The sequence below is a fragment of the Okeania hirsuta genome (genome assembly GCF_003838195.1).
GTDB classification, from domain to species: Bacteria; Cyanobacteriota; Cyanobacteriia; order Cyanobacteriales; family Microcoleaceae; genus Okeania; species Okeania hirsuta.
The window spans coordinates 1-26,695 of the sequence record NZ_RCBY01000058.1 but is presented as its reverse complement, the minus strand read 5'-3'; the positions used below and the strand labels follow the sequence as shown (position 1 = coordinate 26,695).

General features: G+C 36.7%; 21 protein-coding genes and 1 pseudogene. 10 read left to right on the top strand and 12 right to left on the bottom strand.

What is annotated here, in order from left to right:
- Nucleotides 1-269: 269 nt before the first annotated feature.
- From D5R40_RS12235 to dacB, 6 genes and pseudogenes are all read right to left on the bottom strand, one after another.
- Nucleotides 270-2,483: a xanthine dehydrogenase family protein molybdopterin-binding subunit gene (locus D5R40_RS12235; protein ID WP_124154706.1), complete on the bottom strand. Its 2,214-nt coding sequence runs from the start codon at nt 2,481-2,483 to the stop codon at nt 270-272.
- 284 nt (nt 2,484-2,767) lie between these two features.
- Nucleotides 2,768-2,821: pseudogene (locus D5R40_RS42585) on the bottom strand (hypothetical protein); the annotation flags it as partial.
- A 248-nt stretch (nt 2,822-3,069) separates the two neighbouring features.
- On the bottom strand, nt 3,070-4,086 hold the full coding sequence (locus D5R40_RS12225) for an FAD binding domain-containing protein (protein ID WP_124144352.1): 1,017 nt from the start codon (nt 4,084-4,086) through the stop codon (nt 3,070-3,072).
- Complete coding sequence (locus D5R40_RS12220) at nt 4,073-4,567, bottom strand: (2Fe-2S)-binding protein (protein WP_124144351.1); 495 nt, start codon at nt 4,565-4,567, stop codon at nt 4,073-4,075. Before D5R40_RS12220 ends, D5R40_RS12225 begins: the two co-directional genes overlap by 14 nt.
- Before the next feature lie 1,131 nt (nt 4,568-5,698).
- Nucleotides 5,699-5,827 carry a hypothetical protein gene (locus tag D5R40_RS40965; protein WP_282433626.1) on the bottom strand — a complete coding sequence of 43 codons (129 nt, stop codon included), beginning with the start codon at nt 5,825-5,827 and terminating at the stop codon, nt 5,699-5,701.
- A complete protein-coding gene (gene dacB / locus D5R40_RS12215; protein ID WP_124154705.1) occupies nt 5,818-7,281 on the bottom strand; it encodes a D-alanyl-D-alanine carboxypeptidase/D-alanyl-D-alanine endopeptidase in 1,464 nt (487 codons plus the stop codon). The genes D5R40_RS40965 and dacB overlap by 10 nt, the downstream gene beginning before the upstream one ends.
- A gap of 481 nt (nt 7,282-7,762) precedes the next feature.
- Between dacB and D5R40_RS12210 the strand changes: the two genes are divergently transcribed.
- The 4 genes from D5R40_RS12210 to D5R40_RS40960 all read left to right on the top strand — a co-directional run bounded on the left by D5R40_RS12210 (nt 7,763) and on the right by D5R40_RS40960 (nt 10,284).
- Nucleotides 7,763-8,329, top strand: a complete 567-nt coding sequence (locus D5R40_RS12210) for a Uma2 family endonuclease (RefSeq protein ID WP_124154704.1) — start codon at nt 7,763-7,765, stop codon at nt 8,327-8,329.
- Between the two features lie 99 nt (nt 8,330-8,428).
- Nucleotides 8,429-9,043, top strand: a complete 615-nt coding sequence (locus D5R40_RS12205) for a hypothetical protein (RefSeq protein ID WP_124154703.1) — start codon at nt 8,429-8,431, stop codon at nt 9,041-9,043.
- A 47-nt stretch (nt 9,044-9,090) separates the two neighbouring features.
- Entirely contained in the window at nt 9,091-10,095 is a 1,005-nt protein-coding gene (locus tag D5R40_RS12200; RefSeq protein ID WP_124154702.1) for an aldo/keto reductase, read from the top strand.
- A gap of 57 nt (nt 10,096-10,152) precedes the next feature.
- A complete protein-coding gene (locus D5R40_RS40960; protein WP_275670330.1) occupies nt 10,153-10,284 on the top strand; it encodes a hypothetical protein in 132 nt (43 codons plus the stop codon).
- Between the two features lie 86 nt (nt 10,285-10,370).
- Here the strand turns inward: D5R40_RS40960 and D5R40_RS12195 are convergent, their stop codons facing one another.
- The 3 genes from D5R40_RS12195 to D5R40_RS12185 form a co-directional block, all read right to left on the bottom strand.
- Nucleotides 10,371-10,679 (bottom strand): 2Fe-2S iron-sulfur cluster-binding protein, encoded by a 309-nt coding sequence (locus D5R40_RS12195; RefSeq protein WP_124144346.1) that lies wholly within the window; start codon nt 10,677-10,679, stop codon nt 10,371-10,373.
- A 67-nt stretch (nt 10,680-10,746) separates the two neighbouring features.
- A complete protein-coding gene (locus D5R40_RS12190; protein ID WP_124154701.1) occupies nt 10,747-11,040 on the bottom strand; it encodes a 2Fe-2S iron-sulfur cluster-binding protein in 294 nt (97 codons plus the stop codon).
- A gap of 392 nt (nt 11,041-11,432) precedes the next feature.
- Nucleotides 11,433-11,726: a 2Fe-2S iron-sulfur cluster-binding protein gene (locus D5R40_RS12185; protein ID WP_124144344.1), complete on the bottom strand. Its 294-nt coding sequence runs from the start codon at nt 11,724-11,726 to the stop codon at nt 11,433-11,435.
- A 309-nt stretch (nt 11,727-12,035) separates the two neighbouring features.
- On the opposite strand from D5R40_RS12185, the gene D5R40_RS12180 reads away from it, so the two are divergent.
- The 6 genes from D5R40_RS12180 to D5R40_RS12155 all read left to right on the top strand — a co-directional run bounded on the left by D5R40_RS12180 (nt 12,036) and on the right by D5R40_RS12155 (nt 22,964).
- A complete protein-coding gene (locus tag D5R40_RS12180; protein WP_124144343.1) occupies nt 12,036-13,040 on the top strand; it encodes a Gfo/Idh/MocA family protein in 1,005 nt (334 codons plus the stop codon).
- 628 nt (nt 13,041-13,668) lie between these two features.
- Nucleotides 13,669-14,550, top strand: a complete 882-nt coding sequence (locus D5R40_RS12175; RefSeq protein WP_124144342.1) for an SPL family radical SAM protein — start codon at nt 13,669-13,671, stop codon at nt 14,548-14,550.
- Nucleotides 14,551-14,849: 299 nt separating this feature from the next.
- A complete protein-coding gene (locus tag D5R40_RS12170; protein ID WP_240038881.1) occupies nt 14,850-16,178 on the top strand; it encodes a photosystem II assembly protein in 1,329 nt (442 codons plus the stop codon).
- Between the two features lie 152 nt (nt 16,179-16,330).
- Entirely contained in the window at nt 16,331-17,149 is an 819-nt protein-coding gene (locus tag D5R40_RS12165) for an ion transporter (RefSeq protein WP_124154700.1), read from the top strand.
- Between the two features lie 268 nt (nt 17,150-17,417).
- Nucleotides 17,418-17,810 (top strand): RidA family protein, encoded by a 393-nt coding sequence (locus tag D5R40_RS12160; protein ID WP_124154699.1) that lies wholly within the window; start codon nt 17,418-17,420, stop codon nt 17,808-17,810.
- A 1,455-nt stretch (nt 17,811-19,265) separates the two neighbouring features.
- Nucleotides 19,266-22,964, top strand: a complete 3,699-nt coding sequence (locus D5R40_RS12155) for an adenylate/guanylate cyclase domain-containing protein (protein WP_124154698.1) — start codon at nt 19,266-19,268, stop codon at nt 22,962-22,964.
- Nucleotides 22,965-23,401: 437 nt separating this feature from the next.
- On the opposite strand, the gene D5R40_RS35115 is transcribed toward D5R40_RS12155, so the two are convergent.
- The 3 genes from D5R40_RS35115 to ilvN form a co-directional block, all read right to left on the bottom strand.
- Nucleotides 23,402-23,569 (bottom strand): hypothetical protein, encoded by a 168-nt coding sequence (locus D5R40_RS35115; protein WP_161564446.1) that lies wholly within the window; start codon nt 23,567-23,569, stop codon nt 23,402-23,404.
- 24 nt (nt 23,570-23,593) lie between these two features.
- Nucleotides 23,594-25,321, bottom strand: coding sequence for a CAP domain-containing protein (locus D5R40_RS12150; protein WP_124154697.1), 1,728 nt, complete (start codon nt 25,319-25,321; stop codon nt 23,594-23,596).
- Between the two features lie 621 nt (nt 25,322-25,942).
- Nucleotides 25,943-26,467 (bottom strand): acetolactate synthase small subunit, encoded by a 525-nt coding sequence (gene ilvN / locus D5R40_RS12145; protein ID WP_124147476.1) that lies wholly within the window; start codon nt 26,465-26,467, stop codon nt 25,943-25,945.
- Between the last annotated feature and the right edge of the window lie 228 nt (nt 26,468-26,695).

Genomic DNA, 26,695 nt, shown 5'->3' with positions numbered 1-26,695 from the left:
TGCCTTTTTTTGCCTTGAAAAAGTGCAAGCTTTTCGGTCGCTCAAGCTCAAAAAGCTAGTGTTTTGGGGCGATTATGGCAGAAAAATCACTCTTACAATTTTTCCGACTACCTCCTCTACAATTCCCATTTCTCCTGTCTCCTGTCTCCTGTCTCCTGTCTCCTAGCCCTACTAAAAGACTTTTTCAGCAAGCCCTAATTAGTGATGAAAAAACTTTCTCCTCTTCTTCCCTCCTTTCCCTGCTGACTCCTGACTCCTGACTCCTCCCTTCAACTTGATTCTAATAACTTATCTGGAGTAATAGGCAAATCTCGAATACGCTTACCTGTGGCATGATAAACAGCATTAGCGATCGCTGCTGCAACACCTACTAGAGAAAGTTCCCCAATACCCTTAGTACCCAAAGCATTCACATAAGGATCTTCCTCCTCTACAAACTGCACCTGAATATCCGGCACATCTAACTGCACGGGTATCAAATAATCAGAAAGATTATGATTGAGAATGCGACCATAGTGAGGAGACATTACCGTATGTTCCATCAACGCCATACCAATACCCCAAGTAATACCGCCTATCATTTGACTGCGGGCAGTCTTCGCATTGAGAATACGTCCAGCACCGTAGACACCAACACACCGCTTCACCCGCACTTCTCCCAAAAGTCGGTCTACTTGCACTTCCACAAAAACTGCCCCAAAAGAATGTTTAGCATATTCTGGTTGTTTCTGTTTCGATGCATTATCACCAACCGCTTCAATATTTTCCCCACCATGATGAGTGAGAATTTCCTGATAACTTTCCCCCAAAGTAGGATTATTTTGCAACAATAATTTCCCTGAATCAAAAATTATCTCCTCTGGTTTTGCTTGATACAGTGGAGAGTCTGAGTCAGAAACTGCTATCTCTAATATTTTATTCCGAGCATTGATTGCTGCTGCTTGTACTGCCGAACCCACACTACTTGCTGTAGTCGAATTTCCTGTTAGTGGAGCTTTAGGTAAATTTGTGTCACCGAGTTTAAATTCCACCTGTTCTAGAGATACCCCTAAAACCTCTGCTGCCACTTGAGTCATCACAGTATAAGTGCCGGTACCTAAGTCGTGGGTTGCACTTTCGACTAAAATTTTCCCACTATTATATATAGTTACCTTAGCATTGGCAGGCCAACTATTTGCTGGAAAAGTAGCGCTTGCCATTCCCCAACCAATGAGACGATCGCCGTTACTCATAGAACCGGGTTTAGGGTTGCGGTGTTTCCAACCAAATATTTCTGCTCCTCGCTGATAACATTCTTTGAGAGATTTACTCGACCATGGATGTCCGGTAGCAGGTTCTACATCTGCATGGTTGCGGAGGCGGAGTTCGATAGGGTCTAATTCTAGAGCATAACTAAGTTCATCCATTGCTGACTCTAAGGCAAACATTCCTGCTGCTTCCCCCGGTGCCCGCATAAAAGTGGGAGTACTAGTATTGATAGAACCGAGATTGTAGTTGGTGTCCAGGTTAGGGCAGGCATATATCATATTTGTTGCCATTGCAACTGCTTCGGCAAATTCGTCAAAGGGTGAGGTAATGTTTTCGCCAATATGTTTGATGAGTGTAAGTTTGCCTGCTTTAGTTGCACCAAGGGTCAGATGTTGGCGAGTCGGGGGGCGGTATCCCACAGAAGTATACATCTGGGCGCGGGTGAGTGCTAGTTTAACGGGATGCTGAACATAACGCGCTGCCAGGGCAGTCAGGATAGTGTGAGGCCAAATAAGTGCTTTACAACCGAATCCACCACCGAGATATTGACAAATAACTCGGATGTTTTCTGGAGGTATCTCGAATACTTTGGCGATGGTTTCTTGTGTTAAGGAGACTGCTTGAGTTGTATCGTAGAGGGTGAGACGGTCATCTTCCCAAACTGCTAGAGTTGCTGAAGGTTCCATGGGGTTATGATGTTCTACGGGGGTGCTGTAGGTTTGTTCGACTAATACCTCTGCTTGGGAACGCCCAGAGTTAATGTCGCCCCAGAAGGAATGAGCGGGTAGCATATCCAGAAAAATTCTTTCTGGTTTATATCCCTGTTGGAGTGCTGTATCTATATCTATAATTGGTTGTTCAATTTTATATTCGACTTTAACCAAGGTAGCTGCATATTGAGCTTGCTCTAAAGTTTTTGCAACTACTATCCCAATGTGCTGTCCTTGATAATAGATATTCTCATCCTGGAGAATGGGGAGACTTTGTCCCCCAGGAAAAAAAGTAATTTGATTAAATTTGGGAACGTTGCGGTGGGTAATAACTGCTAATACTCCGGGGGCGGTTTCTGCTGCGATAGTTTCGAGCTTGGTAATTTTGCCTTTAGCAATGGTGCTTTCTATTAATACGCCGTAAGTCAAGTTTTCAACTGGCATATCAGCGGTATAACGTGCGCCACCTGTAACTTTAAGTTTTCCGTCTACACGGTTGATGGGTTTTCCGATAACTTTGTTCATGTTTGGTGTTTACTTAAATAGTTCGTAATAGTTATTTTTTTTGCGTTTGGCGAAGCAAAACCGTTAACGTTTGCGCCCTTCATGCCGAAAGGAGGTGTTGTGCGCCAGCTCAACAAAAAACTTTCTCCTTCTACTGGGGGTTTCTTATTGTTTCTTCCGTTCTACTAAACTTACCCAAACTTATCCAATAGGGTTTTGGAGCTAGCTTCCTGCTTCTGTGAGAACCACTGACCGCAGTCTGTAACTTATTCTCTCCACAGGCTTAAACTCGCTTGGAACTCAAGCTACTTATACACATAGTTTTTCAAGTTGACAGCAGCATTAAAATCTCTGTCAGCTTCAAAACCGCATTCACTACATTTGCTAACGCAAAGCTCCGCTAACGTAAGTTCTCAAGTTTAACGGCATTTTCTGTTGATGCCCACAGTTTGAACATATTTGAGAACTTGGATAGTTACAGTCGATGGGGATATCACTATCCCTCACCTCTGTTTCAAAACCGGACTTGAGAGTTTCCAGCTCATCCGGCTCCTAACATTAGGAGATAGGATGCGTTGTACGCCAGCAAACAAAAAACTTTCTCCTTCTACTCCTGTTTCTTCTTCTTTCCTGCCTCCTGACTCCTAAGTAATACAGTTGACAGCGCACGAATAATGCTACGTTTAGCTAGTTCAATTTTGAACTGGTTATGTTGTTGTGGTTTTGCTTGTGCCAAAGCTACTTCTGCTGCCGTAGAAAAAGTTGCTTCATTTATCGGTTTTCCTTGCAATGCTGTTTCTGCTTCCTGGGAACGCCAAGGTTTTGTACCAACTCCTCCTAATGCTAGTCGCGCAGACTTAATAATATTTTGCTCAACTTCCAGAGCAAGAGCTACAGAAACTAGGGCAAATTCATAATTGGCGCGATCGCGTACTTTGAGATAGTGGGAGTTGCTAAACCAGGAAACAGCAGGTACTTCTACAGCAACTATTAACTCCCCATGATCTAAAACATTTTCTCGATGGGGTGTTTCCCCGGGTAAAAGATAAAAATTATTTATCGGCACTCGACGTTGTGCAGTTTTACCCTGAATACAAACTACTGCACCTAAAGCAACTAATGCTACTGCCAAGTCTGAAGGATGAGTGGCAATGCAATATTCGCTCGTACCTAAAATAGCGTGCATTCTATTGTAACCTTCTATAGCAGGGCAACTCGTACCTGGAATACGACGGTTGCAAGGAAAAACTGGGTCGCGAAAATAATTACAACGGGTACGCTGTAATAAATTTCCTCCCACTGTTGCCATATTCCGCAGTTGAGGAGAAGCACTTTCTAATATTGCTTCTGAAATGACAGGATAGGAATTTTTCACTGTGGAATAACGGGCAACATCGCTCAATTTTGCCAAAGCACCGATACGGAGGTTGTTGTCAGCATCGACTTCCACTGAGTCTAAAGACAGAGAGTTGATGTCTAGAACTTGCTTTGGTGTTTGTACGCCATCTTTAATTAAACCTATTAAGTCTGTACCACCAGCAATAAAATATATAGTCTCATCCTGAGAAACTGTGCTTATGGCGGTATTTTCTTCATTAACTCTGGCATAACTAAATGGCTGCATTTTCTGTTTTCTCCACTACTTCACGAACTGCTGCAACGATATGATGATAAGCACCACAGCGACAAAGGTTGCCACTCATACCTTCCCGAATTTCTCGATCTGACTTTGGTTGTGTTTCTGCTAGTAAACCTACTGCGGAAACTATTTGACCGGGAGTACAATACCCACATTGAAAAGCGTCATGCTCAATGAAAGCTGTTTGCATTGGGTGGAGTTGTCCATTTTCTTCTGCTAAACCCTCAATAGTAATAATTGACTTTCCGATTTGCATTACTGCCAGAGTCATACAAGCGTTAATGCGTTTTCCATCGACTAATACCGTGCAAGCTCCGCATTCTCCGCGATCACATCCTTTTTTTGTCCCTGTTAAACCTAGATATTCTCGCAGTGCATCTAACAGAGTCACGCGAGGTTCTATCTCTAGATGATGTTGCACTCCATTAATTTTTAATGTTAGTGCTATTTTTTCTTTTTCTAACATTTTAATAATCTGTAAAATTTAGATAACTATTCTGTCATAACTACCATAAGACTTACGCAGTAGAGTGTATTTCGGTCATTGCGACCGATAGGGTTTGCGGAGCAGTCCGGAACGGAAAGCAATCTCAAACACTATTTTTTCGTGCCTTGTGCGTAAGTTTTGTACCAACTAAAATAATATCAGACTTTTTCACTTTTAACCGAAGTAATTTTTAAGTTTTTTTATCATAATATGGGGATATAGGGAGATAGGGAGATGTTAATCAAACATAGCATTACTATTCAGAAATTGTATAAGATTTGATAGTCCTGCATAGTAATGCTATATGCAGATGAACAATGCCTAGTGCGGGCATCCTCGAAGGGAGGGAGCAAGATTATCTCACTACTATATCTGGTATAGCATTGGAAGGAAACGTTAGGAAAGTTCAAAAGGGAGCAAGATGCTCCCACTACTGTGTCTGGTTACAAAAATAATGACAATGCACGACCATGACAATGCACTACCACCTAAGATTTTTGCTAAAAACCCTAAATATTTTGAGACTTAAAAACGAAAATTTCAGCTTTTAAAACACATTTTACTTAAACAAATAAACCTGTAAAAAAAAATAGTGGGATAGATTCAGGGAAAAACTTTACTATTGGTATTACAGCAGATTCCTTGCATAAGAAGTACAGAAATTAACAATTAAATGTTTATAGTGCGGGCATCTTGCTCGCGATCGGTGTACCAAAGTGGAATCTGCTGTATATTAATGTGAATTAATATAATTTAACTAGCTATCAGCTTTTCAGTTCCAGAATGCTCCGCAAACAGCATTTAGCTGTCAGCTAAAAATTCAAGGGTTTAAGTCCCCCACTATATTTGAAAAAGCGCGTGGTGTGCCTTTTATGGGGGTTTTAATCCCCCATTATACACCTTGAAAAGCTGATTGCTGATTGCTGAGTGCTACTTTAATAATTTTTAACTACTCCAAAAATTATCTTTTTCTTTTGGGTTTAATACCCCACTGTCTACATGGTGTTTACAATTAGTTGAGGTTTGTAGACGCGGAGCGGCTTGTCGAAGACTATCCCCATCCACTTTTTCCTTTTTATCATTTTCTTTGTGGGTTTAATACCCCACCGTCTACACGGTGTTCAAAATTACTTGGGGGAGCGAATCCCCATGTAATTTTCCTCCTGTCTCCTGTCTCCTGTCTCCTGTCTCCTTCTTCAATTCTTCTTCCTTCTTCCTTCTTCCTTCTTCTAACCACAAGATTTTAACTGAGTCAATAACAAAACTATTTCATCAATAGCACTTCTCAAATCTTTGGTTTCTAAGTCAGACTGATTGACAATAATACTAAATACTAAAGGCTCAAAATTAGCAGGTTGAATATATCCTGCTAAACCCGAAACTCCACTAATTGTTCCTGTTTTTGCTTGTACATTTCCCTCCGCAAAACTATTTCTAAAACGTCTACTCAATGTACCATTTACACCAGCCACAGGTAAAGAATTTCTATAAATATTTGCCCAAGGAGAATTAGCCATTATTCTGAGAGTTTGTACCAAAGCTTCCGGACTAACTAAATTATGACGAGACAAACCAGAGCCATCATTTAAAACAAAACTATTGGGAGTAACTCCTAACCTAGTTAAAATTACTTTTACCTCCTCCAAACTTTTTGCTAAAGTCTGATTATTAGATTTTTTCCTAGGAATTAATCTACTCCTAACTCCCATTTGCCGTAACAAAGCTTCTGTATAAAGATTATTACTCTTTCTATTAACTTCCTCCACTAATTCCGCTAATGTTGGAGACTCCACAAAAGCTAATTCATTCAAATTTATATTAGAGGCAATCTGTGATTTTTTTACTATTTGAGAAACCTGAATTCCTGTTGTTGCTAAAACTTCACGAAATTTATTTAAAAAATTATCCACAGGTTCTACAACCGCCACATAAACAGGTTCCGATGTCGAACCAACTCTTAGTTGCCCAGATATCCGAATTATTGGCTGAATAAAATCTCTTCCTACCTCAACAAATTCTTTTTCATTCTTTCCTACAGTCACCGAATTATTTTCAATCTGCCATTTTTGACCTTCAACAGAATTAACAAAAGTAACTTGTAAAGGTTGACCTAAATTTTGAGGCGACAAAACCAAATCTATAGCATTTTGATTCAGGATTAAACTATTAATAGGTGCGCCATAACCAGCCTGAACATCTTCCCATTCCCAATTAGGATTAACTCCTGTTCCTTCAAAATAACTATCATCAGCAATTAATTGATTAATATTTTCTATCCCCTGTTCCTTTAATTGTTCAGCCAAACTTTGCAGTTGAGTTTCTGTTAAACTAGGGTCGCCTCTACCCACAATATATATATTGCCATTCCCATCACCATAAACTGAAGTTCTAATTCTAAATTGAGGGCGAAGTTTTTGTAATACTGCTGCAGTTGTTAATAGTTTAGCCGTAGAAGCAGGAATGAAATAATATTCAGCATCTCGGTTATAAACTGTTGTTTTTTCCGATAAAGTTTCAACTAAAATTCCCCACCGAGAACGATTAAAAATTGGGCGGTTAACTACAGCATCAATCCGATTACTTAATTCAGAGGGACAAATTGTTGTAGCAATTTCCTGACTAAGTGCTATTAATGGATTGATAAATACCATAAGAAAAGTAATTGTAACTTGTTTGAGGGAAAGTTTAAACATTTGCTATTGACTAAAAATAGAGTGTGAGACCAATTTGATAAATATTTGCTGCAAATAAATAGGTTACTGCTTAGGAGTCAGGAGACAGGAGTCAGGAGTCAGAATAAATAGGTTTGATACCATTTTTTATGTAGTAATTTATCTTTTTAGTCAAATATATATTTCCTACAAATTATTTTCATGTTGCTTATTATTTGTAACATTCTTTTTTCAAATTGCTATGATACCAAATCCGCTTTTCTTTAGTATTATTTGGCATTTAGTAATAAGAATCAATATTGTAGAGGCAAACGGCAGTTTGCCCCTACTGACAGTATAAATTCTATATACTCCAATTTTCTCCTAGTTTATACTACGCAAACGGGAACCATAGCAAGCAGATTTGATATGATCTAAAATGTAATTGGGCTAATTTGATAAATTATTAAATTACTTAATTAAATTATCACAAAAAAATATCACAAAATAGCAGAATAAATTGATGAATATAGCAACCGAAAATAAGATATTAACTGATGAAGAATTTAGAGCTTTATCAGAAGATGGTAGTCATTATGAATTAATTAATGGAGAAGTTGTTGATATGGGAAATTCGGGAATGGAGCATGGTAATATTACCGCTTATCTATGTGGTGTAATAGAATTATATGCTCGTCCTAAAAAATTAGGTGTAACTTGCGATTCTAGTACAGCCTTTACTTTCAAATCTGGTAATAAACGTTCTCCAGATATTTATTTTGTTTCCAAAGACCGTTTATTAGGATTAAAGCGATTACCTAAAGGTTATTTTCAAGGTGCTCCCGATTTAGCAGTAGAGGTGATTTATCCTAATAATACATTTGAGGAACTACATCAAAAAATTGTTGAATACTTTGAAAATAACTGTCGGTTAGTTTGGGTAATTAATCCTGATGAAAAATCAATTTTAATCAACCATAAACCACAACCAGATAAATTATTACAAGTTGCTGATAATTTAGATGGAGAAGATATTTTACCAGGTTTTACATTACCAGTAACAGACTTATTTATGGAGTGGGATTTTTAGATTTAGTGGTTGGTGTGTAAGTCTTGTTTTTGTTATTCCTTGATTTTTGTGATTAATTAGTAGTATTATTAACTGACCACAAATTAATTTACTAAATCAATGAAAATTAAAAATTATTTACTGGTTCTTATTCTGGTAGCAAGCATGGTAGTAAGTATAGCAATTTTCTCTGAAAAAACCTTTATTTTTGATTTTAAATTTAGTTCAAATGAGACAGTTTTATTAAAAGATGACTTTGATAGTCAAGGAAATTGGCGACTACGTTCAAAACTTCGTATTGATTCAGGTTATTTAATTTCAGATGGTGATTTTCAAATTGCATCACTGAAGTTAGCCAAATTAGGAATAAGTCCTCTCGATCCAAGTAATGGTGCGATTAATTTGTATTGGAGAGGGATTTTTCCAGAAGATGCAACAAAGCCGAGAAATACTTATATTTTAGGCTTAGAATATGCCGAGAATTCACCCTTCTGTTGGAATGGGAAGGTTGGTCAAGATGTTAAAATTATTCTCACAGAAGATGCTTCTCCCTGTCCAAAAAGTTTCAGTCAGGTTAGGGAAAATCCTGAACTTAGAGCTTGGATACGTCCTAAAGAACCTACTATCCCTGGATTCATAAGACTGCATATAGATCCAGATTTTACTCCTGGCGTACAACCAAATGATAAAAACTGTAACACAGGAGCCTTGTCTGTCACATTTGTACCTTACTAAGATGAAATCTGTTCTCACAAAAAACATAATTTTTTAGAGTTGTTATAATGTTAAAAAAACCTATCGATAACTATGAAAAAAAAACGACTCGACGTAACTTAATAATAACCAGTCTTGCGGTTACGGGTGGCATCATCGGTGGTGCTGCCATCAATAAACAGACTCAAACCAAAGTAGCATCTGCTGAAAAACTACCCACCACATCCACAATGCCAGAACGAGTATTAGGTAAAACGGGTGTAAAAGTACCATTGTTAGGTTTAGGTGGAGCAGGAAGAACACCCCTCAATAAAAGCGGACAGGAAAAAGAGTCAGTTGCAATAATTGAAGCTGCTCTGTCTCTAGGAATTAGATATTTTGATACTGCTGCTAGTTATGGTGCAAGTGAAGAACATTTAGGAAAAGTCTTACCCGCTTATCGAAAAGATATATTTTTGGTAAGTAAAACCGGAAGACGCGACCGCGACGGAGCATGGAGAGAGTTAGAGCGATCGCTAAAACGGTTAAATACAGATTATCTCGACTCGTGGCAGTTACACCATGTTTCATTTACAGAAACTTTAGATGAAATATTCAGTTCCCAAGGTGCTATCAAAGCAATGGAAGAAGCAAAAGAACAAGGTATAGTCAAATTTTCAGGAATTACAGGTCATCACGAACCTGATATTATTGCTGAGGGACTACGTCGCTATCCATTTGACACGACTCTGGTTTCTATTAATGCTGCTGACAAACATCATCCACGACCATTTGCTCCTACTGTGTTACCTGTTGCGCAACAAAAAAATGTGGGTGTTATTGGAATGAAAATACCAGCTTACGGTAAATTACTCCGACCGGGGGTATTGAATATGGAGGAAGCGATGGGATATGTATTGTCCTTAGAGGGCGTACATTGTTGTATCGTAGCTACAGAGTCTGTGGAAATGTTGCAGTCTAATGTTAGAGTCGCCCAAACGTTTCAACAGTTAACTCAACAGGACATGGGAGCGATCGAACAAAAAACAGCCAGTGTTTGGCAAGAAAATACTTTCTTCCGTGCTTGGACTTGAGGAAGGTTGTAGGTTGTAGGTTTTAGCTTTTAGGTTTGTTGAAAAATACTAGAGCTTATGGGAAAAAGTCGTCGGGAACAAAATCGCACAGCTAGTCAAGTAATTTGGCATTTGACAACCCAAGATGCACGAATTAAATTGAAGCATCTTTATCCTGTTGTTGAAACTGTGGCACGCCAAGACTCTTAACACCTGTTTCTCCATGTCAATACCATTTTAAGCTTGACGCGCCACTACGCTGTCTAATATTTATTTGACAAACACTCTCTCAACTACTAAGTAAGTGCCTCTTCTTGGTGAGTCGTAACGGTGCAGTCTTTTTTAGGGTAAGCAACACAAGTTAGTACATATCCTTCTGCAATCTGATCGTCATCCAAGAAGGAGCCATCACTTTGATCTATTACATCATCTGCGTTACCTTCTACCTTTCCTGCACAGCTCGAACAAGCACCAGCACGACAGGAGTAAGGTAGGTCAATACCTGCTTCTTCAGCAGCATCAAGGATATAGGTATCATCAGCACAATCAATAGTTTGGTTGATTCCCTCTTCTTCATTTATTAGAGTAACTTTGTAGGTAGGCATATAATTTTCCTCTCAATAATTAATTAGACAATTTTTTTGATTTTTGATTGACTTGAAGCTGCTAACTTTAGTAAAGTGCTTCTTCTTGGTGGGTTTCAATTGTACAATCAGATGTAGGATAAGCTACGCAAGTTAAAACATATCCCGATCCGATCTGATCGTCATCTAAAAATGACTGATCGCCTTGATCTACTGTACCCTCTACTATTTTACCAGCACAGGTAGAACAGGCGCCAGCACGACAAGAGAAGGGTAAATCAAATCCCTGCTCTTCTGCTTCATCAAGAATATACTTGTCTTCAGGACAATCAATTTCTTTATCTCCTTCTGGAGTTTTCAGTTTTACTTTATAGCTTGCCATTTTACACTCCTTACATTCAATAGTTTCGTCTCTATCCCACAAACAAAAGGGTTCATTAGTTTAGATAGAGTCGTACTCATTTTTAAGGCAATAGAGCTGACTCGTGATGCTTTAAATCAGCAACTCGTTGATTGATTTTACTGCTATCCACTAGAAAAATAGCGATCAGTACTTATATTGATTTTGATCGCTGATACTCATTTTCTGGGATTCACATTAGAATTAGTAGAGGTCAATTACCCAAACAAGCAAAACCCCAAAATTACTTGGAGCTTAAGCTAGCTGATTAATTACCTCACACAAGAGAAGAGCTTTAATTTCAGCGTATTAGCTGATAGTTGAAAGATCCTCAACTATTACCAAAAAAAATTAATTAATTTGCTCTCAGCTACTTATCCTAGCTCTTCTTCCACGTTAGTTTTAATAGTACAATCAGACGTTGGTTTGGCCACACAGGTTAGTACATATCCTTGTTCTATCTGGTCATCATCTAAAAATGACTGATCGTCTTGATCTACTGTACCTGATTCAATTTTACCAGCACAGGAGGAGCAAGCACCAGCGCGACAGGAATAGGGTATATCTAATCCTTGATCTTCAGCAACATCAAGAATGATCTCATCATCAGGACATTCAATTACTTTTTCACCATCTGGTGTAACTAGAGTAACTTTGTAAGTGGCCATTTATTTTTCCTCTTCAGCTAGTTTTGTCTATATATAATTTAAACTTATACAAAACACAAGGCTTGATTAGCCAAATTATTTGTACTTGTTTTATTTCCATCTTTGATATTAAGGGAAAAAATCAATGTTGTAAAACAAATTAGGCAAAAAATTACTATAGAATTTGTTATAAATAATTCTAATTTAATTCTGATTACTTATACCTGATTGGACAACAACTCTCAGACAGATATTAAAAAATATTGAATTTTAGCACAGTCATTGACATATATAATCTAAAGTATAATATTTTAATTTTGTACTTTAACTATGACCCAAACAAATCTCTCTTCCTCTTTATGCCCCACTATCCCGATCAGAGTAGGTATTGTTGGTACTGGTCATGCTGCTAAAACTAGAGCTGAGGCATTAAAAGTAGATACGCGATCGCTCCTAGTTGCGGTAGCAGGTCATACCCCAGAAAAAACTGAGGAATTTAGTCAAACCTTCCAAGTTCAGAATACAGCTTCTTGGCAACAGTTGGTAAAACGAGAAGATTTGGATCTAGTTATCGTTTCTACTATTAATAGAGACCATGGATCAATTGTTCGTGCAGCCCTAGAAAATGATAAACACATCATTGTGGAGTATCCTCTTTCCCTAGACTCAAATGAAGCCGAATCATTAATTTCTCTGGCAGCTAAGAAAAATAAGCTATTGCACGTCGAACATATTGAGCTTCTCGGCAGTCTCCATAATGCGATTAAACAATCTTTATCAGCTATTGGTAAAGTCTTCTACGCTCGTTACATTACAATCAATTCTAAACAGCCAGCACCTGTAAAATGGACTTATCAGCCTTCATTATTTGGCTTTCCTTTTATGGGAGCGCTTTCTCGTTTGCATCGGTTTACCGACCTATTTGGTCAAGTTGATAATGTCAATTGCCAAAGTCAGTTTTGGTACACTGAAGCAGACCTTTATAATGCTTGTTTGTGTACTGCCCAGTTAAAATTTAGCAATGGTGTTATTGGGGAAAGCGTCTATGGCAAAGGTGACAAATTTTGGATCTCAGAAAACACTTTTACTCTTTACGGCGAAGCAGGCACATTAATTTTTACTCCTCAACAAGGTCAACTATTGCAGGGAGAAAAAACAGAAACTATAGAAGTGGGGGCGCGACGAGGTTTATTTGCTAAAGATACAAAAATGGTAATTGAACATTTATTGGAGGGAACTCCTTTATATGTAACTCCAGAAGCAAGTTTGTATACCCTAAAAGTTGCTGAGGCGACTAGAAAAGCATCAGAAATAAATAAAATTATTAATCTATAGAAGATGAAGGAGTCAGGAGTCAGGAGACAGGAGACAGGAGGGAAGAAAGAAGAAGAAAGAGAAAGTTTTTTGATCGCGCTATTATCCGGACATGATATAAGTTCATAACTCATAGCTGAATGCTGTTTGCGCAGCATTCCGTAGGAAATGCTTACAACAACAGAGCTGGGAATTTAAAATAGACATCTCCTATAATAAAAAATCAAATCAATTATCACACAGAATTTATCAATTCTTTTCCCTTACTGCCTACTGCCTATTTTCTGGAATAGTTTTGTTCTAATTAAATTAAAATTTACATCCTTTTCAACAAAAAATTTGTTGATTTTATTTATGAAAATTTTAGCCTTGAAAATACTGAATTAATCTGGAATTTTGGTAACTTTAAAAAACATTTTCATCATTTAATATATTATATCATGTTCCCCCTCCGGGGGAGCTACGCTAACGGACGGGTCAGTTATAATAAAATTTAAGGACTGATAACACTGACAGTACCAAATAAATCCTGAAATTATCAATACTATTCTCTAATATTTCCTATGTATTACTCCTTTCTTCCCTCCTGACTCCTGAGTCCTGACTCCTGACTCCTCACAACAGTTATTTATTAAGTATTCAACCGAACATGATATTAGTAGTTAGTGAAAAATTTGGCAGTGCTGATGTTTACGCACAAAACGCTAAATCGATATTAAATAAAGCTACTGGTTTTATTAAAGCTTATGACTTTACTTTAAATCCGTATCGTGGTTGTCAATATGGTTGTAGCTATTGTTATGCTGCTGCTTTTAGCCCTAATGAAAAAATGAGAGATGAATGGGGAAAATGGGTTTTTATTAAAGAAAATGCTGCGGAAGTTTTAGAGAAAGAATTATTGAAATGGGATAAGAAAAATCCTAGTAAAGCCCCTAGTATTTATATGAGTAGTGTGACAGACCCCTATCAACCGATAGAATCTAAAACTCAATTAACTCGTAGATTATTAGAAGTAATGTTGGAATATCGACCAATTTTAGTTATCCAAACTCGCAGCCCAATGATAACTAGAGATATTGATATTTTACAGCGATTTAAACATCTAAGAATTAATATGAGTATTCCCACTGGTAGTGAGAAAATAAGAAAAGATTTTGAGCCTCAAACTCCTAGTATTAGAGCTAGACTTAATGCTATGAAAAAAATTAAAACTACAATTAATGATTTAACAGGTTATTTGCCTAAACTTTCTATTACTATTACTCCTTTACTGCCGACTTTGCCAGAAGAACAAGAAAATTTTATTAGACAACTAAATTTTGTAGATAGAGTTGTAATTCAAGAGTTTCATGCTAGTCATAAGCGATCGCTCATAGCAAGCACTCGCGAGGAAGCTATAGATATGAAAAAAAAGTATAGTTGGTGGTACAATAATGAAAATAAAAATTATCAAAGCTTCAAATCTCAGTTAGTAGAAATACTGAGTGATGTAGAAATTAAAGAAGGTCAAGCAGGATTTACTTATGAATAAAAGGAAGAAAGAAGAAGGAAGAAGTAAGAAGAAAAAATCTTAGGTTGTTTGAGTTTTCAGTTTTTGATCTATCCTAACCTTTCCTTCAACTGCTATAACATTCTTTTTCCAAATTGGTATAAATTATCGCTCCTAGAAAAGTTGGATCAGAATGGGCTGAAGTTTCAGGCATCTTTAACATAACAAAGATAGAGAAATCAACAATTTAATTTAGGGATAAATTCTCAAAATTTCCCCGATTAAGTTAATACAAAAACTAAATAATTGAGGAATAAAATAATTTCAGGCAGAATTGACTAATGAATAATTACATCACAAATTTTTGGCGTTCTCTAAAGTTTTGGTTTGCCCTAAAACAAGGCAAAAATGCTCAAGCTAATCATATATTTAAAACTATTGAAAATTCAGGAGCTAAATTATCGCCCCTAGAGAAGTTGTATCAGGATAAGCTGAAGTTTCAGACATCTCTAAATGATAAAGACAGAGAAATCAACAGTTTAAATGAACATCTGAGAAAAGCTGTTTATAAATTAGATGAGTTAGAATTAAAGATTGATTTTGACGAGGCAGTAATTAGACGACTTGATGACTATATATTGACCCCAGAACCAAAATTTATTGAGTTTGTCACGAAGAGTTTTCAGTTAATTGAAAAAGATGAAAATTTATTGCAATGTACTGGAATCTATGAACGGATATTTGACGATTTTGAATCAAGTTTGGCAGAGTATATACAGGAAGAAATTAATAGAGTGCCCCAAGAAAAACGAGTATCAGAATTGCAAGCAGCGATCGAGGATATGAAATTACTAAAGCGTAATATAGATCCTGATTATGCTTTTAATTTTACTCCTTATGTTTATATGATGAAATATTTTCCCGATCATGTATATTCTAGTTATTTGGCTTGGTTTCTAGTATATAAATCTGGATTATTGCCTACAAAACTTAATATTCTTGACATCGGTGCTGGTCCGGGAACCGTTGCTTATGGGTTAGCTTTATTCCTACAAAGTAGTAGTGGTTTTTTCTCCCCTCCTCCAATGCACATTTGTTACTATTCTTTGGAAAAACAAGCTCAATTTCAATATCGAGGTCTTCAATTTTGGCGACAATATATAGAACAACAAAGAATGCCAACTAATCTTTATTTTCGATTTGATACAACTGATATTTTTACATACAACGAGCAATCGAAAGTTTTGCCACAACGCTTTTTTGACTTTATAGTTATTTCTCACTGTTTATTTGCTGACCAAGCAGAAAAGAAAAAGTCTTTCGATGTTTATCGAAAAATATTTCAGGAGAGTTTGAGTAGTGATGGTTATGTAATGTTAATTGTTCAAATAAAAAGATTATTCGGATTTTATAATATGCAGCCCAAAGAAGATATTATCCAAGAAAAAAACTTGCTTGAAAAGTTTGTTGAGGAGTTAGGGTTAAAACTGGAGTGGTATAAATATGTTACTTCAACAGGAATCAGAGAATATCATAAAGACTTTTTGAAGTATGCTAATGAAAAATTACCTCCTCAAAAATATATAAGCCCACTTAAACGTCAATATCTTGGATTAAATCATAACTCAAACTATGGATTAGATGACTATATAATTCTCTGCAAAAAATGAAAATATAACGTTTCCCAAAGTCATGAGGTACAGTTATCTTTTTGTCTTTTTATTCCCTGTTCCCTGTTCCCTGTTCCCTGTTCCCTCAAGCCTAAAATTTTGTACCTCACGCTTTTTGGGAATTGCTATAACTCCAAAACTTATCTAGAAAAATGCTTGACAAAATCAAACGTCGAATATTTCAAATTATTGAGCTAGATAATCCCGGAGATATTTACAGCAAAACCTTCAAAATCTGCATCATCACATTGATTTTTCTGAGTATTCTAGTTGTAATTATCTCCACAGTAGAAGAGATTTATCAACCATACCAAATCTGGTTAGATAACTTTGAACTAATATCAGTAATTATATTTACCATAGAATATATTTTGCGAGTTTGGTCATCCAATGTTGCTCCTAGATATAAGCATCCAGTATGGGGAAGAATACGATTTATGGTTAAACCTTTAGCAATTATTGATTTAATCGCAATTCTTCCATTTTACTTACCTTTATTTTGGCCAAATCTAATATTTACTCGTTCGTTTCGCTTGTTTAGAATATTTAGGTTATTCAAAATTAGTAGATATTCAAGCACAGTAAAATTATTTGGTAAAGTTATCAAGTCAAAACAAGAAGAGATAGTTATTACTTTATTTATTGCTTTAGTTTTATTAGTAACTTCTGCCAGTTTAATTTACTTCGCGGAAAATGAAGCTCAACCAGATAATTTTCCTCATATTCCTGCTGCTATGTGGTGGGGAATTATCACCTTAACTACTGTGGGTTATGGAGATGTTTATCCCATTACTCCTTTAGGTAGATTTTTAGGGGCGATCGCTGCATTAGTAGGAGTTGGTATATTTGCTTTACCAGCAGGTATAGTTGCTTCTGGTTTTACTGAAGAAATAGAAAAAAAACGGGCTTCAAATCAAAATAAAAAATCTATAATTTGTCCCCATTGTGGTCAAAAAATAGATGAAGAATAACAAGATTATCGCAGTAATATCATGTCCGGTTGAATACTTATAAATAATGACGGAGGAGGACCTCCTCAGGAGTCAAAAGTCAGGAGGAAAAAAGAAGGAACAGAAGAAGAAAGTTTTCTATCACTAATTAAGCAGACATGATATAACTACATTAAAGTTGAAAAAATAGACTTTACTTATGCAATAATCTCAAATGGTGAAATGTATCAAGCTGAAAATTATTAGCCATCAACACCAAACCATAACCAACTAGCAACAAAAACAAAATATGACAACCCGTAAAATAATCAAAACTGACAAAGCCCCCGAACCAGTTGGCCCATACAATCAAGCGATCGCTGCCACAGGTCAAATGATTTTCGTCTCCGGTCAAATAGCGATCGACACTAAAATCAACCAAATAGTCTACACCGATGATGTAAGTAAACAAACAGAACAAGTTATGGCAAACCTAGAAGCTATACTCACCGCAGCAGGTGCCACTTGGTCAAATGTTGTCAAAACAACCGTGTTCCTCAAAGACATGAACGACTTTGCCACCGTAAACACCATCTACGCTAAATACTTCAACCCTGAAAATGCCCCTGCCCGCGCCTGTGTTGAAGTTGCTCGCTTACCCAAAGATGTACTTGTAGAAATTGACTGTATTGCAGTACTATAAAAAGTTTGGCGTTGGTGAAAAGAGATATGATATCATGTCCGGATAAGAGCGCGATAGAACTCTGTTCCGCGCTCCGCGTTAACGTGCGTTGTGCGCCAGCAAACAAAAAACTTTCTGCTTCTACTCCTGTTTATTCTTCTTTGTTCCCTCCTAACTCCTCCGTAGTTTATTTATAAGTAATCAACCGGACATGGTATAAGTCCTAATAAGTACTGAAGCAGACTTGATATCAAAAGAAGATTTTCTCTAGAGTGCATATATCCAAAACTTCTCCGCTAATATCAAATCTGCTCGGGTTCGGTATAAAAAAATGTTCTATCTGAGCGCCATTGCCAAATCTTTCTTGATATTCCCACATTCTCCTCCTGGGAGGGGTTATATCATGTCCGGTAGCATCGGAGCGTGTATAAAATTAAGGTGACAATAGGATAAAACCTTCTGCCTCCTGCCTCCAGCATAGCTGCCTTCCTTCCAGCAAAGTCTAATTATTCAACCGGACATGATATTAGGGGTGGGATCTCACACTCTCCACACTCCCCATCTCCCCTAATATTTCCTCAAGGTGGTTGTGTTAAATATTTTTGAAAGTGAAATTGCTGAAAAAGTAGGAAATTGAATAAAATTACATCTCACTACTATGAGAAATTTTACAATAATTGGTGTTGTTGACTACAAGGTTTTAACTCGCCGATAATCCCAATATGAAGTAGATTTCTACTAATCTAAGTAGTAGTAAATACCTAAAAATAATTCTGATATTTTTATCTATTATAGAGTTTTTGCTTATTGCCAGAATATTGTCTATATAACTACATCTAAAAATTACCATATATCAAATTTAATTAATTGGTTATTTGATAAAGTAACAATTTATTTCATATCCATGGCCAAATTTTGACATTAAGATATGAGAGTGTTACAATATCATCAGTTTTTTTGCTATCATAGGGCATCTCCATCTGTAACCTTCTCAAAATAAGGAATACATAGATATCAAACCAGGAAAAAAACATCATAATTGATACAAATTATATCAGGAAATGTCTACTAGATCGATGAATAGATTGGTAGATAGCCCTCTGGTATCTACCAATCTATTCATCTAAATATAAACAATTGTTAAATTGTCGCCTTTCTCAATTTAATTAATTTTTAGAATAGATGCTTTGAAAGCAGAAAATAGGAGGATTTAAAGGAAAAAATTTTTAATATTCTCAAATTCTTCAAGTCCACCCGACCCAAATTAAAACTACTATTATGGTAGGAGAGAGAGAATAATTAATATTTGTTATCAACAGTTAGTATTAATTGATAATAATGTATAACATTTTGCTATTCAAAATGATTATATTTATTGCCCACAAATTAAATAGGAATCAAGAGAACTTTGTATAAATAAGTGCACGATTAAATACAAATTAATATACTCCTAGATCATCATAAACTTTGAAAATTATGAATGACCAAGATAAAACTAAAAAGGAATTGATTCAGGAATTGATTGCTCTGCGCCAAAGTGTTAGTGAACTAAAAACAGCAAATTCAAGTTGCATTTTAAATGAGCAAGAGTTAAATATGATCATTGAAGACCGCACTGCAGCACTCAAAGAATCAAACGATCGGTTAGTGCAAGAAATTGTTAAACACCAGCAAGCAGAAACAGCTCTGAAAGCAGCTCAAGAGCAATTACAAACAGTTTTGGCAGCAGTACCTGGTACAGTATCTTGGGTGAGTTCGGATTTACACTACATAGAAGTCAATCAGCAGTTAGCTGAGATGTTTGGTATGCCCAGAGAAGAATTTGCGGGTAAAAATATTGGTTTTTTAGGCGCAAGTTCTGAGTTTAATGACTTTCTACAAGAATTTTTTGAAAGTTCAAATTTAGAAACAAGTCGTGAAATTACATCAATAGTTCATGGACAACCTCGCAACTATTTGGTTGTCGCAGAAAAGTACAACAAAAACCAAGCTGCTTTTGTGGTAGGTATTGATATTACAGAACGCAAACAAGCAGAAAATGACCTAATAAATGCTAAAGAACAGTTACAAACAGTATTAGCAGCAGTACCAGGTACAGTATCTTGGATTAGTTCGGATTTATGTTATATAGAAGTTAATCAAAAGTTAGCTGATATTTTTAGTATGCCCAGAAAAGAATTTATGGGTAAAAACATTGGTTTTTTAGGCATAAGTTCTGAATTCAATAAATTTGTTGATAAATTTTTTGCTAGTTCTGAGTCTGAAATCACAGGTGAAATAGTATCACAAATTCATGGAGAACCTCGAAATTATTTGATTGTAGCAGAAAAATACAATCAAAATCAAGCTGCATTTGTGGTAGGTATTGATATTACCGAACGCAAACAAGCAGAACAAAATCTTTTAGCAGCTAAAGAAAAACTAGAAACAGTATTAGAAGCAGTTCCAGGAATGGTTTCATGGATTAATTCAGACTTAACCTATATTGAAGTAAATCAACAATTAGCTGATATCTTTAAACGATCGAGAACAGATTTTGTCGGTAAAGATATTGGTTTTATAGATAAAAGCTCTGAATTTAATACCTTAATTAAAGAATTTTTTGCAAGTTCTCAGCAGGAAATAACTTCTGAGATTATTTCAAATTACCAAAATCAAACCAAAAATCACTTAATTGTTGCTCGCAAATATGATCGAAATCAAGCTGCTTTTGTGGTAGGTATTGATATTACCGAACGCAGACAAGCTGAATCAGACCTTGGAGCAACTAAAGAACAGTTAGGAGCTGTTTTAGAAGCAGTTCCAGGAATTGTCTCTTGGATCAGCTCAGATTTACATTACTTGGGAGTTAATAAACACTTAGCACAAACTTACAATTTACCAAAAGAAGCTTTTATTGGCCAAAATATTGGCTTTCTGAAAGCCAGCGAAGAATTTAGTGAATTTATGCGCCAATTTTTTGCCAGTCACGCTCGGGATGACTGTCGAGAAGTATCTGCTTATGCGAATGGTGTTGCTCGGAATTATTTAATTGTTTCCCAAAAATATGCTGAAGGTAAAGCTGCTTTTGCTGTAGGTATTGATATTACCGAACGCAAAGATGCAGAAGCAGCACTCAAACAAGCAGAAGAGAAATATCGTACCATCTTTGAAAATGCCGTCGAGGGAATTTTCCAAGCAACTCCCGATGGTTACTTCATAAGTGTTAACCCCGCATTAGCTAGAATTTATGGCTATGAATCTCCTGAAGAGATGATTACTAACCTTACTTCCTTACAACATCGACTTTACGGTAATCAAGAAAGCCGCTATCAACTTATGCAAATACTACGGGAGCATGATGTTGTAGTTAACTTTCAGTCACAAGTTTATCGCCGAGATAGTAGTCTGATCTGGACTTCTGAAAATGCCAGATCTGTACGAGACCGAGATGGTAATTTAATTCGTTACGAAGGAACTGTTGAAGATATTACAGCACGTAAACAAGCACAAGAAGCATTGCAAAGAGCTAATCAGCAGTTAGAAACAAAAGTGGAGGAACGTACTGCTGCTCTCAAAGAATCAAATCGTTTGTTAATGATGGAAGTTACAGAGCGTCAACGAGTAGAAACCGCCTTACGAAAATCAGAAGCGGAACTGCGGGTTTTGTTTGAGGCAATGACTGATGTAATTACTGTCTTCGATGCTAAAGGTAGATATGTCAAAATCTTATCTACTAATTCAGAAGTGTTATATAGTCCCATCAATGAATTGATTGGTAAAAGTGTTTATGAAGTTTTGCCTCCTCAACAAGCAAACCTATTTATGATTAATATTCAGCGGGTGCTGAATACACATGAAACTGTTAATTTAGAATATAGTCTGCTTGTAAATCCACAGAACGGCAATATTCAAAAGCCTAACTCTCTATGGGGAATTTCATGCAAAGTTCCTAATTACAAATCTTCTGATTTGCCTCCCTATCCCTATTCTCCTCTTCCTAATCCTAATGAAATTTGGTTTACTGCTAACATTTCACCATTACCAGATAACTGTGTGATTTGGGTAGCGCGTAATATTACAGAACGCAAACGGGTGCTAGATGCACTACAGCGAGCTGAAGAAAAATATCGTAGCATTTTTGAAAATACTGCAGAAGGTATATTTCAAACTTCCCCAGAAGGATATTTCATTAGTGCAAATCCAGCTTTAGCGAAGATGTATGGTTGTTCCTCGGAAGCAGAGTTGAAAAATCAAATGACTGACATTGCACAACAACTGTATGTTAATCCAAATCGTCGCTCTGAGTTTATTGCTGCCCTTGACAAAGATGGTTCTATATCATCCTTTGAATCAGAAGCTTATCGTGTTGATGGTACTATAATCTGGATTTCTGAAAATGCTCGTGTAGTTCGTAATTTTGAGGGAGAAATACTTTATTATGAAGGTACAATTCAAGATATTACAAAACGTAAGCATGTAGAGAGTGCACTACGATTAGAACAAGAAAAATCTGACCGTTTATTGTTGAATATTTTGCCTGCGAAGATTGCTGAAAAATTAAAACAAAATCAACATCCAATTGCTAAACGGTTTGAAAATGTAACTATTTTGTTTGCTGATATTGTCGATTTTACTGGTTTTTCAGCTCGGATATCTCCTAATCAATTAGTTGATCTGCTCAATCGAATTTTCTCAGCTTTCGATCAATTGACTGAACAACATGATTTAGAAAAAATTAAAACTATTGGGGATTCTTATATGGTCGTTGGTGGTTTACCCGCAGCTAGAGACGATCATGCAGAAGCGATCGCTGAAATGGCAATAGATATGCAGCAGGCCATTACTAAATTTTTAAATGACTTGGGAAAACCTTTCCAAATTCGGATTGGTGTTAATACTGGAACTGTTGTAGCAGGAGTAATTGGTACTAAAAAGTTTATTTATGATTTGTGGGGTGATACAGTTAATGTGGCATCTCGAATGGAAGCAAGTGGAATACCTGGAAAAATTCAAGTTACTGAAGCTACTTATCAAGTTTTAAAAGATAAATATTTATTAGAACCACGGGGAAATATTTCAGTTAGAGGTAGAGGAGAAATGATTACTTATTGGCTTCAAGGTAGAAGGGAAAATAGTGAAAAAAATTTGATCTTTTCGCACAAAAATCATTTGCTTGAGGGTCGAGTAGACTAATATCATGTCCAGTTGAATACTTACAAATAAACGACGGAGGAGTCAGGAGTCAGAACTCAGGAGTCAGGAGGGAAGAAATAAGAAGAAAGAAGCAAGAAGAAAGAATAAAGAGGAGGAAAAGGAGAAAGTTTTTTGATCACTAATTATCTGGACATGATATAATATCATATCCTGTTTAATACTTACAAATAAGTGGAAATAGGAAGAGGGCGTTGCTGATTCTGGGTATGATATCATGTCCGTTGGTATCGTTTGTATAAAAGTTAGCGTGGATATCTACAGGAAATTTATAGCGCTGTGCGCAGGCAACAGCTCCGGAAAGCAACAGCTCCGGAAGGGGGAATAAATTGCCGATAATATAAGACTTTTAGCTATTTGGCCCCTCCTGCAATTTGTAAATATACCAGCGCTCATTGCTATAAGTTTTTTTCTTGCTCTTAAGCCTTCCTAACTGTTGCCTGTTGCCTACCTTTGCTATACAATACCGATGCTACCGGACATGATATGACTTCTGACTTGCGCGTAGCGCTATAGTAGTGGTGTATGGTGGCTAAAATGCTCACCATACCTTTACCAAAATCATCAAATGCACCACTACCAACCAAATCAATTTAGACCAAACTAGAGATTTATACAAAAGAAAAATCACTGCTATTCAAATCCATATCTACAACATTATTGACAATACCAATCAAATCATCATTATTGTAAATAGCAGTTCCTTTTGGCAATCCAGGAACATTTTCTTCTAATGTATAGTCACCACTACTTCCAGATAGTTGAATTCGATCGCCTTGACCACTATTGAAAGTATCAATCCGAGCATAATCGTTGACACCATTTCCAGTGTAGTAAACTTGACTACTATCGCCTAAGATAAATAGATCGGCATCAGCATTGCCCCGCAAAATATCTATCTCATTATAACCAGGTTGAGCAGAAGTTATGTCTACTCCTGTAAGAGTATCCATACCTCTTCCACCATTGAGGATATCGTTATCAGAACCACCATTGAGGATATCGTTACCAGAACCACCATTAATTTCGTCATTTCCACTGTCGCCATTGAGCAGATCGTCACCTTTCCGTCCAATAATTAAATCATTGCCACCTTCACCGTAGATCGCATCATTATCTACTGTGCCACGTAGATTATCGTTGTTGTCACTTCCATAGATAGTATTGAAGTTATCTGGTTCAGTGGGAGTCTCATCCACATTACTTACATTAATAGTTAACTGTTGCTCGAAACTTTCACCCCCAGCATCAGTAGTTCGCACAGTAATATTATGATTCGCATCACTTTCAAAATCCAACCCAGAACCATCAGCAACTACTATTTGGTCTCCATCTAGAGCAAAACGACCATTAGCATTATCTAACAATTGATAACTGTGAGTATCCCCAGCATCAGGGTCAGAAGTAGTTAAGTTACCTACCACTGTATTATTGCTAGTATTTTCGGCAATAGTATCGTTATCTATTTCTACTGCGGTGGGAGGATTATTGGTGGGAGTAGATGGAGGTAAGTTGTCGCTAACTACATCTTGTTTGACGTTTTCGGAACCAACAGTAACTTGATAAGTTGCTGTATCATCTGCCTGACCATCCCCATCAAGATCCCCAGAGAAGGTAACATCGTAAGTCGCATTTGGACTTACATCTAAACTATAACCACCTGCATCCCAAGTAGTAGTTGTGAAAGTATTAGCACTATTGGCAGTATCAACTGCTGTAACTGTTATGCCGCCTATTCCTTCACCGACTGTATAGAAGTCGTCATCAGTAACTGCATCAGTGTAGGCAACACCTGTGATAAATGGACCATCGTTATTACGGCCAAACTTTTGGGTAGTCATCACTACATCAGTGTAAGTTGTCCCGTTCCAAGTATACGTCGTTGCTTGTAATGAAGAAATTCCGATTGCCTCAAAGCTAGCATTCATAAGATTTTCACGATGACCTGGACTTATGAATAGATCTTTGTGGTTTTCCTCCACAAGACCGGTGAAGTCGGAAATACCGGAAGCTAGTGGTGAATCAAAACTGATATTTTCCCCAGCACCAAACCATTGGTACCCCGCATTCGTCATACGTTCCCAGAATTGTGTACCATTTTCTCCTGTGTGGCTAAATTCGTTGTTATCTAGCATCCATTGACTGTGTTCGTTAGCAGCAGTATTGAGGTTGAGATTAAATGCTAGAGGTTGTTTGGCATCAGTGGAGATTGTATCTTGTGCGAGTCCTTCATTTAGATCAATATTATAGTGATCTGCTTCTGCAGCAGGGTCTTGGCGACCTCTGTTGATCAATTCGAGCATATATTGATCTTGGGCGGAAGGAAGTGTAGTAGCCATAGTTTGTTTTGTTGTAAATTTAAAGGACAGTAATTGAAAAATAGGGATGATTTCCCTTGTAAATTCAGGTTTTTAGTAATTAAATATTGCTCGAAAAATCAGCCAAATCATGTAGTTAAAATTCATAATTAATTGAAATAATTTAACTACTTGTTTTGTGTTTTAAGAACAAGAAATTATTTAATTTTCTATCTAGATCTACATGGAACTTTGTAGAGTTACGGGAGCAATTTTGCAATATCAAAAAGTTAGTATATTTGTCTTAAGTCAAAACACTTCCCTTAATTTTTTTTAAGCTAAAAATCGTATTTTTAGCGATATTACCGTCGGATATCCTTAAGGATATTGTTAGTCGTTCTATTTAATTAACACAAAAAAATATTAATAAAAAAAAGTAATTACTTCTAATGAGGTTGCACTCAAAAAAGGAGTAATTACTTAAGGTAGGATATTTAATTGAAAATAACTAGGATTAGGATAAAAATTAAATCAGTAAAAAATCAAGGAAAGTCAAGTTTAAAAAGAGAAAAAATAGTAGTCTTATAAATCAGATAAAAGCTTAAATCACCATTCCCTCTCCTATAGGATTAACCCTTTCCTAATTAACATCCTAGAAAAGACTTACATTTTTACTTCCAAAGCTCTCAATTTTAGGAACTCAGTATTAACTCCAGACTCACGAGTTAAAGCGATTTTGCCTGTCCTAGCAATTTCACGGATACCATATTTAGCAAGCATTTGGACAATGGCCACCATTTTTCCTGGGTCTCCTACTACTTCAATAGTTAATGAGTCGTCACCTAAGTCTACTACCCGCGCCCGAAAAATATTTGCAATCTCAACCACTTCAGATCGCATATTTGTAGTGGCATTAATCTTGAGTAACATTAACTCTCGTTCCACACAGGGAATAGCAGTAATATCTTGTACTTTCAAAACATTAATCAACTTATATAGTTGTTTGGTCAACTGTTCGATCACATGGTCGTCCCCAGGCACCACCATTGTAATTCGAGAAACACCAGATTGTTCTGCTGGGCCAACCGCCAGACTTTCAATATTAAAACCACGACGGGCAAACAAACCAGCAATACGGGTCAAAACTCCCGCTTCGTCTTCAACTAAAACAGAAAGAGTATGTTTCATTCTCTAATTCAGTAGCTATCTTGGCCAACCTATAGCGCTACGCGTAAGTCAGATAGGGGAGCCGTCGGATTGGCGACGTACAGAAGTCAGAAGTAATCCCTGACTAACTTTGATCATTTATCAAAATAATATGGGTCGCTCAACCCCGCCTTTTAAGGCGAAATATTTTTGGAGCGGGACTTAAATTCCCGTTACAAAAATAACTTCTGACTGTCTTGAGTGTGTCTT